We start from the raw sequence: 10,297 nt of genomic DNA, 5'->3' as shown, positions 1-10,297 counted from the left end.
GAAAGCTTCAACATGCGGCTGTTGCCAGGGCAATCGCTTCAGCTACCGATTTCTCAAAGATCGCAAGGATTGCACCCGATTCTTGTTCCGTAATATTCAGCGGCGGCAGAAAACGAACAACAGCTGAATGACGCCCGCCCAGTTCTACAATTAATCCATTCTTGAAACATTCACGCTGAATAGACTCAGCCAGCGCACCATTAGGCAGATAATGACCCAGACGATCCTTGCGTCCCATTGGATCAACCACCTCAACGCCAATCATCAGTCCTCTACCTCGCACATCACCAATCTCTGCATACCGCTCTTTCATTGCATTCAGTTGATTCATGAACTGCTCACTGCGTAGATGCACGTTGTGTAAAACATCCTGTTCCCGAATATAACGAAGTGTCGCAAGTCCCGCTGCCATGGCTAGTTGATTGCCACGGAACGTGCCTGTGTGTGCACCAGGTTGCCATTGATCCAACTCTTCCTTATAGATGACGACAGACATGGGCAGACTTCCGCCAACTGCTTTGGAGCAGATGATTACATCAGGTACAATCCCGGCATGTTCGAACGAAAACATTCGCCCTGTCCGTCCGATGCCTGTCTGCACTTCGTCGATGATAAGCGGAATGCTTCGCTCTGCCGTGATTCGGCGCAGCTCCCTAAGCCATTCAATATCTGCCGGAATGGCTCCACCTTCACCCTGTACCGTCTCCACAATAACCCCACACGGTGCGGCAATACCGCTCTCGCAATCATCGAGCAGGTTCTCGATATACTGTGCGCTCAACCGGGCCGTCATGCCTTCACCAACACCAAATGGGCAGCGGTATTCATAAGGAAACGGCAGGAAATGAACATCGGGTAACAGGCTTTGCAGATGTTGTTTCTTGCTCAGGTTGCCACTCATCGACATTGTCGCTTGGGTTGAACCGTGATAACCTCCCTGAAAGGCAAGAATAGACTTGCCACCTGTCGCATGTTTGACCAGCTTAATGGCTGCTTCTACTGCATCCGCTCCGGTTGGACCACAGAACTGGATTTTGGCTTTATCTCGCATCTCTGCCGGAAGAATGGAGAACAATTCTTGCATATATGCAAGCTTCAGCGGTGTTACCAAATCCAGTGTATGAAGCGGAATCTGCTGATCCAGCACATCTCGAATGGCGTTGACCACCGTGTCATGGTTATGCCCCAGTGCCAATGTTCCTGCACCAGCCAGGCAATCGTAGAATACGCGGCCTTCCGTATCGGTAATCTTCACCCCATGGGCCTTGCTAATGACAAGTGGGAAATGTCTGGGGTACGATCTTGCATTGGACTCCTTCTCATTTTGCATCTTCAGATATTCCGTCTGCACCTCTACTGACATAGCCCTCTAACGCTCCTTATAATCGATTCAGGCTGAACCAGCTGCCTGTAACTCTTGTTCTGCATCTTTTATCCGTTGTTATACGTCTTATATTCGAGTTGCTCCTGACACAGGTATTCCAGGTATAACCGAACCACATCACGAGTTGTTCCACCATGGGGAAAGACGTGGTGTGTCAGATCTGGCAAGGCGTTCACTTCCAGGATGCCTCCCTGATCTCTGGAGATCGGCGTGCGGATATCACAACAACGAACATCAACTCCTGCTACATCGATCTGAAGAGTCTTTGCCGCCTGAATGATCATTTGGGCATTATCGGGATGAATGATTTCGGTACAATCCTTGTAGAATTCACTGATTTTTCCGGCGGCTGAGTTACGAAGATCGTATAACTCGATTTCTTTTCCGGCGGCAGGAACTTCATCCAGAGTTGTCCCTTGTGCATGCAATACCTCTAGCACTCGTTCCGTTTCTGCATCAACCTGAGGAAAAGCTTCATACTCGCCAATGTGCGTCATCTCGATTCGATCCTGATTCAACTGCTCTATCAATGCCCGAACGGTTGAAGTTCCGTCTCCCTCGACATAGACAGGCCGATACTGGTTCACAGCCGCCACTTCACCGTTGATGATCAGCACTCTGTAATCGATTCCGGTTACATATTGCTGCAACATGATGCTGCTGCCATGGACACTCGCAAGATAAATGGCTACCTCCAGTTCATCTTCGGTACGCACATCCAGCGTCACGCCCATGCTGCTGCTCGCATCCAGCGGTTTCACCACAATGGAGCCGTATCTATTCAGAAAATCTGCTGCATTGCTTCCCATCCCCGGGATCACGATAAACGATGGTACAGGCATCCCCTGCTCATGCAGCAACATATTGCATGCCTGCTTGTTCTTCGCGAGCAGTCCAGCGATTAAGGGCAGATGGTGAGATCTGGTTTTGTTAATGATGATCTCTTTGTCCCCTACAGACAGCTTCAGAAAATCTTCGCATCCCTCAAGAAGTGGCTCACAGGTGATGCCCATTTCTCTCGCTTTGCTTATAATGAGTCGGTTTTGCAGATTATGAATCCCTTTCGGAAACACTGAAAATCCTCCTCGATTCGAATGAAGGTACTCGCTCCTATATAAGTTGAATTAAGGATTATTTACACCGAAACTACAATGACAGAACAACCTTCCAATCGCTGTTATCCCCAGATTTTTTCGATTCCCTTTTCTCAATGGAAAAATCCGGGGATAAAGGCGAACGCTTCGCTTTTTCAGGTTTTTTCTGTCCTCTCCGTTGCATGTAAATGATTAATTCAACTTATATTGCTCATACGTTCATCAATTTTTATTGTAATTTAATATTGATAATGATTATCAATATCATACAAAATCTATTTTATGGCAATTCGAGTTATATTGTCAATAATAAACTTTTAAGGAAAAATAAGATTGAATTTAGTGTGGGTTTGAGTCGCCGTATGTGGTTTAGGATCGATTAATAGGCACAACAAACCAGGCAAGCCTGGGACATGGTTTAACCAATAGCTTGCCTAATTTGTTATCTGTATGCTATGCAATGGAGTCGATGTGGAGTTTTGAATAACTGTTGAACGAATCAAGAGCGGACTTTTTGATCCTCAAGCCAGCTGAGTGTAACGCTGTTCCCCATTCAGCTTCCTCCCTCTTCCATGCGGGATGCAGGTTGGTGTACCGAACAACGGATCAACTGCAATCTCACACTCCATCTGGAAGACTTTACGGACCATGTCCTGTGTAACGATATCCTCTGGTTTACCTTCCGCGTAGATCGACTTGTTGTGAACAGCCACAATGTGATGCGCATAACGACATGCCAGATTCAGATCATGAAGTACCATGACAATCGTGCGTCCTTCCCGTTCGTTCAACTCAAATAGCAGATCAAGGATATCAATCTGATGTGTCATATCCAGATAGGTTGTAGGTTCATCCAGCAGTAGCGTTTCGGTGCCCTGCGCAAGTGTCATTGCAATCCAGGCACGCTGACGCTGTCCACCGGACAGTGCATCCACAGGCCGATCCGCGAGTTCAGTCAGATGTGTGGATTCCAGTGCCAGCTTGACCATGCGCTCATCCTCTCGTGACCATTGCTTCAGCCATGTTTGATGTGGATAACGTCCTTGCTTAACCAGTTGGTTCACCGTCAGGCCCTCCGGAGCGGTCGGACCCTGTGGCAGGATGGACATGCGTCTTGAAATTTCCTTGGTCGGCAGCTTTGCAATCTCTTCACCATCCAGCAGCACCGAACCGGAGCTGGATTTCAGCAACCGGGCCATCGTACGCAGCAGCGTAGATTTACCACAGCCGTTGCTGCCAATCAGGACGGTAATCTGTCCCTTGGGAATGGTCAGGTTCAAATTTTCAATAATAGGATCTGCTCCATAGGAGATCGTAAGCTCCTTGGCTTCCAGAATACTCACAGCTCGCTCCTCCTCAAAACTGATTTCGATTCTTGAACAACAAATACAGGAAAAATGGTGCGCCTACGCCTGCGGTGAATACCCCTGCGGGAACATCTAACGGTAGAAAAGCGGTGCGGGCAATCAAATCTGCTGCAAATACAAGCAAAGCACCGACTAGGCCAGACACAATTAACATACTGCCGAACATCCGTCCAACCATTTTCCGGGCAATATGCGGAGCGATCAGGCCAACAAACCCAATGGTTCCGGCTACTGCAACGGCAATTCCCGCCAGCAATACACTGCATAACAACAACGCCGAACGATGCCGTTGAACGGTAACACCCAATCCCGTAGCCAGATCATCCCCGAACTCCTGTGCATTCAGGCTACGGGCGAACCAGATCGCCAGCGGTACAACGATTACGATAACCGGTAAAATCGTTTGGACATCAGTCCACGATGCTCCATATACACTTCCTGTCAGCCAGATATAGGCTTGACCTGCCGTGTAGAACGGACTCAGGATCAGCATAAAGGTGGTTCCGGCTCCGGTAATAGCTGAAACTCCAATTCCGATCAGCACCAGACGGATTGGACTGACTCCCTTTTTCCAGGCAAGCACGTAGATGATCAATGCCGTCACAATTGCGCCAGCGATGGCGAACAATGGCAACAACTTGATACTTACCGCTCCACCCAGCAACGTAACAAAACCTACAGCTGCAACGGCCGCGCCGCCGGTGATGCCGATGACATCCGGTGAGGCCAGCGGATTACGGATAATACCTTGCAGAAGTGCGCCTGACATCCCGAGGGCTGCTCCTACGAGCAGAGATAATAACACCCGTGGCAGTCTTAAGGTCAGTACGACGAAGTCATGCTCCCCTTCATTCAGACCGAATATCGTTCGAAGCACATCCAGCGGAGAGATAAAGTCACTGCCCATACTGGTACCAACAACTCCGGCCACCAGGAACAAGAGGATACACGTGCCGATGACAACCAATGATTTTCGTTCCATTTGCACCGAAACGGTGTCTTTTTTGTTGCGGAAAGTCAACAGCTTCCTCATATCTTCGTCACCCCCTTACGGGCAATGTACACGAAGAAGGGTCCGCCAATCAGTGCAGTCATGACACCAAGTGGAACTTCCTGCGGCATAATCACCAGCCTTGCCACCACATCCGCAGACAACAGCAGAATCGCTCCCCCTACAATAGAGTAAGGAACGAGCCAGCGGTAATCGTTGCCTACAAGTGCACGCATGATATGTGGGACAACCAGACCAACGAGCCCGATCGAACCGGCTACGGCAACCGAACCACCCGCCAGCAATACCGTAACAATTCCCATGAGCACCTTGACCAAAAGTACATTCTGTCCCATGCCTTTGGCGATATCATCACCCGTCAAGAGCAGATTGATGGCTCTGCCCATGAACAGAGAGACAATGGCTGCGGCTGTCATGTACGGCAGAACAGGATATAACATATCCAACGTCCGACCACTTACTGAACCGGCAAGCCAGAACAGTACATCCTGCAATCCGGTTCCATCCAACACCAGAATGGCCTGTGTGAACGAGGCAAACAACGCTGAGATAGCCGTACCTGCCAGTACAATTTTGATCGGTGTCAGGCCATCACGACCGAGGGAACCCAGTGCGTATACAATCGCCGCGGCAACCGCAGCTCCGGCAAAACCAAACCACATCATGGTAGTGAGCGAAGATACGGACAATACCACAATAGCAATGACAATAAAAAAGATCGCACCTGCATTGATCCCGAATACACTTGGTGATGCCAGCGGGTTACGTGTCAATGCCTGCATGAGTCCGCCCGACACGGCCAGACTTGCTCCCACGACGGCAGCAATAACTGTACGTGGCAACCGTTCCGTCAGCAGAACCACATGTTCCACAGAACTCTCGTCATAGAATTGCAATGCTTCCCATGCCATCTGAAACGTGATATGTGTACGTCCCAGAATCATACTGGCTAGGCAAGCAAGTAGAAGTAATATGAATAAACCAGCCAGTCCATAGATCTTGGCGCTTGCCTTTGTAAAAAGGGGAAACATACTCTCACTCTTTCATCTGTAAAATGATAAAAGACCTGCCTGCCCATACACTTCGTTAACGAATGTCCTGGTGCATGGCAGGTCCTGCTCCTGTTAGTTAGTTCAGGTTGAACTGCTTATATAGATCGTCCAGCATCATGTTGGCCGATGTGTATCCACCTGCCATGTTCCAGGCCACTTCATCGACCTGAACCAGTTGGTTGTTCTTGACTGCATCAAGGTTTTTCCACAGTGGACTGCTGGTCCAATCATCATAATTTTTCTGAATGGCATCGGTTTCTGTACCTGAGTTGAAGTTAAAGATCATGTCTGCATTCATATCCGGAATGTTTTCTTTGGAAGTCAATTCAACTCCCCATGTGTCTGCGTCATGTCCCGCTGGTCTCGTGAACCCAAGTTCTTTCAGAATCTTACCTGCGTATCCCATGTAGAAAATACGAACCTGATCGGCTCTAAAGTTCGTGATGGTTGCTTCAATCGGCAGACGATCCCCCATTTTCTCTTTAAAATCAGCTACACGGCCATCCCAATCAGACAACAATTTATCCGATTGCTCAACCATATTCATCGCTTCCCCAACAGTTTTCACCGTTTCTTTCCAGTCAAAAAGCGTCTCCGTCACTACCGTTGGTGCGATCTGCGACAGTTGCTCATAGATTTCTTCATGTCTGATCTTCGTAGCAATAATCAAGTCCGGTTTCAACTTGTTGATCTCCTCCAGATTGGGCTGGGATTCCTGACCCACTTGGGTTACTCCATCCAGATCTGCTCTCAGATATTCATATACCGGCTGCTGAACCCATGATTCCACCACGCCTGTCGGTTTCACGCCAAGTGCAACAACGACATCATTTGCACCCTGGAACAGTGTCACTATCTTTTGCGGGGTTCCCTTGATTGTGGTTTCGCCCATGGCATGTTTGATCACTCGGGTCTGATCTTCAGCCGCACTGGCGGTTGTATCACTTTCATTATTGCTCTCATTGCTGCTTGCAGCTTGGCTGGACGTATTCGTTGTCTCGGCACTTCCACCCGAAGCACAACCAGCAAGTAGTGAAATCATCAGAAGAAGTGCTGCATAAATGTATAGCTTTTTCTTTACTTTATACATGAAATCCGTCTCCCCTTTTTTATCTAAATGATATTGAATCTCATTATCAATTGTATTGTAATGGAGATGAAATCATTATACAAGCATTTTATTTGGAAAAACTTCTCACTCCCTGTCGAACTCTGTAACTTCATAAAACAACATTAAATAAAGATATATTAACCCAACCAATACAATATATATGAATACAATACGCCTCCACATAAACCATATATGTAATTTGTTCTCTATCACTTAACATGCACATTTCTCTTCTTACTTGTAGCTTCATCTAATACATGTCCTTTTGGCTAGTGAATAATTATTCATTCATATGCGTTTAACTGATGAATCAACTGTAAAACAATTCCTGTAATTTCTTGTCGTACTATGTTAGATTATCCATTGGAATAAAATCACATCTATAGATAGGGGAATTTTTAACGTGAAAAAATCTTGGATTTTATCATTTATTATGAGTTTTGTATTGCTCGGCGGGGTGTTCGCACCTGCAGGGTCCTATGCCGCTGCTGCGGATGACTCAACCACTACATATTCGGAAGACGAATACTATGAAGAAGTTGACACGTCAGAACAAGAACCGATTCCTACAGTCGAAGAAGAAGATTTCCTCAACTACCTGGATGCATTGACTGATCCTGCCGTATACGAGAAGAAAGCCTTGAATGCAGTGGGTGGCAGCACGTACATCACATCTTCCAATCGCAAATCCTTCTATCTGAAACTAAATAATACAGCCATCCCTAACTACACCAAGTATGTCTCCATGCTGAAACAGATCAAACCGGAGAACGCTGAACTGAAAAAAATCCATGCCAAACTGATCAAAGGCAGCTATGCTCAGCTTGAAGGATATCAATTGTTCAAAAAGTCTGTTGCCAAAACGAAAGTAAACAGCAAGCTCCTTAAACAAGGTAATGACAAGATTGCATTAGGAATCAAAAGCATTCAACAATACCATGCTGAAATTAAAGCCTACGGCGAAAAACTCGGCTACCAAATGTAAAACAGCCACACATGTATAACGTCAGACTACACTATTCTGGCGTTACGTGTGAATGGAATCATCGTTTTATCCTTTTTAAGAATTTTTGAAATTTAAGGAAAAAAAGTGTTTTCTTTTGCTGCGTTAGTTCGTATAATAGCACTATAATCAAAAGGCTATGCTGCCGAAAGGTACAACCTCGTGAACAATTGAGGTTGTGCCTTTTTTGCGTTTAATGGCCACTTTTATCTGAATTTCATCATCTGACGAGGAGTGATTTACATGATTCTTGAAGCCATCTACCACCGCCCCAAACTCAATTGGTCTTATGCTTATGACCGCTCGACCATGCACCTCCGACTTCGGTCCAAACGTGGGGATCTGGATGCGGTGATTGCCATTACCGGTGACAAATATGCCTGGGATCGGACGATCACACATATCCCCATGCACATCTTTGCCCGGGATGAAATGTTCGATTATTGGGAAGCCGAGACTTCACCTCCCTATCGCAGATTGCGGTATGGATTCCAACTGATTCAGGGAGAGGAATCAGTCTGGATGACAGAACGCGGATTCGAGCAGGCGCTGCCTGATCATCCACTTGAATTCTTTGATTTTCCATTTATGAATCCAGTCGACATTTTTGAACCGCCTGCCTGGGTTAAGGACGCTGTGTTTTATCAGATTTTCCCTGAACGTTATGCCAATGGCGATCCATCCATCAGTCCCAAAAATGCAGAACCCTGGGGAGGAGAACCTACACCGGTGAACTTCTTCGGCGGTGATCTCCAAGGTGTGCTGGATCATCTGGATCATATAAGTCAGCTCGGCATCAATGCCATCTACTTCTGTCCGCTGTTCGAGGCCACGACGAATCACAAATACAATACAGGCGATTACATGAAAGTTGATCCTCACTTTGGAACCAATGAACAGTTCAAGGCGTTCGTGGACGCTTGTCATCAGCGCGGCATACGTGTCGTTCTGGATGCGGTGTTCAATCATTCCGGCAGAGAGTTCCCTCCTTTTGTCGATGTCATGAAGAATGGAGCCTCTTCCCCCTACGCAGACTGGTTCTATATCAAGGACTGGCCGCCACGTGTGGAAGATGGCATACCGACTTATGACACTTTTGCCTTTGAACCGCTTATGCCGAAGCTAAATACAGAACACCCTGAGGTGAAGGCATATCTGCTGGAGGTAGGACGTTTCTGGATTGAAGAGATGGACATTGACGGCTGGAGGCTCGATGTAGCCAACGAGGTGGATCATCAGTTCTGGCGGGAATTCCGTCAGACGGTAAAAGCCATCAAACCTGACGCCTATTTGCTTGGTGAGATCTGGCATGATTCGCTCATGTGGCTTCAGGGAGACCAGTTCGATGCCGTGATGAATTATCCGTTTACCAATTCGGTATTGGACTATACGGTGCATGGCAAGCTCGATGGACTTGGATTTGCCAATGAGATTGGCAAACTGCTTGCAGCCTATTCACAGCCTGTAACGGAAGCCGCCTTCAATCTGCTCGGAAGTCATGATACACCCAGACTGCTGTCCTTGTGTGATGGAGATGAGCGCAAGATGAAACTTGCCGTTACGTTACTACTTACGTATCCAGGTGTACCATGTATCTATTATGGAGACGAAGTGGGACTTGATGGCGGATATGATCCGGGTTGCCGCAAGTGTATGGAGTGGGATGAGACCAAGCAGAACCGCGAGCTTCTGGAATTCTTCACCCGTACGATTGCCCTGCGCAAACAGCACCCTGCCCTGCGCAGCACAGAACTGAAGATTGTATATGCAAAAGCCGGAGACCCTTGTCTTGCCATTGAACGATTGGATTCGCATACGGGAGAGCGCATGCTTCTTGTGCTGAATGCGGGTGATGAGCCGTGTACCCTTGAACTCCCTTTGGCAGATCGTAACGTCTGGCGAAATCTGTTCACATCAAACACCGTGGAAGCTCGGCAAAATAAACTGACCCTCGATCTGGAAGCATACGGATTCTCCTTACTGCAAATGGAGGCCAAACAACCCGCGAAAGCCTGATATGAATACGGCTAACAAGGGAAAATAACTTCAAAGAGGCTGTCCCCTAGGTCATATTGACGACCGGGGAACAGCCTCTCCTGCATCTTATACGTCTTGTGCATCTTATACGTCATATTCTAACGAACCCAGCACACGTTATTCGCTTCATTATACACGGACTAAATGCCTAACGAATCAGAGAGACCTTATTGCGTTCAATAAGTCGATTTTCGCAAGAAGAAGCCGTATTTTTGACGCAATAACGTTACTGAGATT

Annotated in this window: 8 protein-coding genes; 2 read left to right on the top strand and 6 right to left on the bottom strand. The window is 47.3% G+C overall.

The annotated features are described in order from the left end of the window. Nucleotides 1–7: 7 nt before the first annotated feature. The 6 genes from ACE04G_RS08300 to ACE04G_RS08275 form a co-directional block, all read right to left on the bottom strand. On the bottom strand, nucleotides 8–1,363 hold the full coding sequence (locus ACE04G_RS08300) for a diaminobutyrate--2-oxoglutarate transaminase (protein ID WP_449005213.1): 1,356 nt from the start codon (nucleotides 1,361–1,363) through the stop codon (nucleotides 8–10). A 68-nt stretch (nucleotides 1,364–1,431) separates the two neighbouring features. After that, nucleotides 1,432–2,457: an ATP-grasp domain-containing protein gene (locus ACE04G_RS08295; protein ID WP_449005212.1), complete on the bottom strand. Its 1,026-nt coding sequence runs from the start codon at nucleotides 2,455–2,457 to the stop codon at nucleotides 1,432–1,434. A 542-nt stretch (nucleotides 2,458–2,999) separates the two neighbouring features. After that, nucleotides 3,000–3,821 (bottom strand): ABC transporter ATP-binding protein, encoded by an 822-nt coding sequence (locus ACE04G_RS08290; protein WP_100526515.1) that lies wholly within the window; start codon nucleotides 3,819–3,821, stop codon nucleotides 3,000–3,002. A gap of 13 nt (nucleotides 3,822–3,834) precedes the next feature. Further along, nucleotides 3,835–4,878, bottom strand: a complete 1,044-nt coding sequence (locus tag ACE04G_RS08285; RefSeq protein WP_449005211.1) for a FecCD family ABC transporter permease — start codon at nucleotides 4,876–4,878, stop codon at nucleotides 3,835–3,837. Beyond that, a complete protein-coding gene (locus ACE04G_RS08280; protein WP_449005210.1) occupies nucleotides 4,875–5,888 on the bottom strand; it encodes a FecCD family ABC transporter permease in 1,014 nt (337 codons plus the stop codon). The genes ACE04G_RS08285 and ACE04G_RS08280 overlap by 4 nt, the downstream gene beginning before the upstream one ends. A gap of 97 nt (nucleotides 5,889–5,985) precedes the next feature. After that, nucleotides 5,986–6,999 (bottom strand): ABC transporter substrate-binding protein, encoded by a 1,014-nt coding sequence (locus tag ACE04G_RS08275; protein ID WP_449005209.1) that lies wholly within the window; start codon nucleotides 6,997–6,999, stop codon nucleotides 5,986–5,988. Between the two features lie 424 nt (nucleotides 7,000–7,423). Here ACE04G_RS08275 and ACE04G_RS08270 point away from each other — a divergent pair, with 424 nt between their 5' ends. Both ACE04G_RS08270 and ACE04G_RS08265 read left to right on the top strand, forming a co-directional pair. Further along, nucleotides 7,424–8,005 (top strand): hypothetical protein, encoded by a 582-nt coding sequence (locus tag ACE04G_RS08270; RefSeq protein ID WP_237176826.1) that lies wholly within the window; start codon nucleotides 7,424–7,426, stop codon nucleotides 8,003–8,005. 261 nt (nucleotides 8,006–8,266) lie between these two features. Then, nucleotides 8,267–10,039, top strand: a complete 1,773-nt coding sequence (locus ACE04G_RS08265) for an alpha-glycosidase (protein ID WP_449005208.1) — start codon at nucleotides 8,267–8,269, stop codon at nucleotides 10,037–10,039. Nucleotides 10,040–10,297: the final 258 nt, after the last annotated feature.

The sequence above is a fragment of the Paenibacillus sp. AGC31 genome, assembly GCF_057334655.1.
Note: the sequence above shows the minus strand (reverse complement) of the source record. Positions and strands in the feature narration are given on the sequence as shown.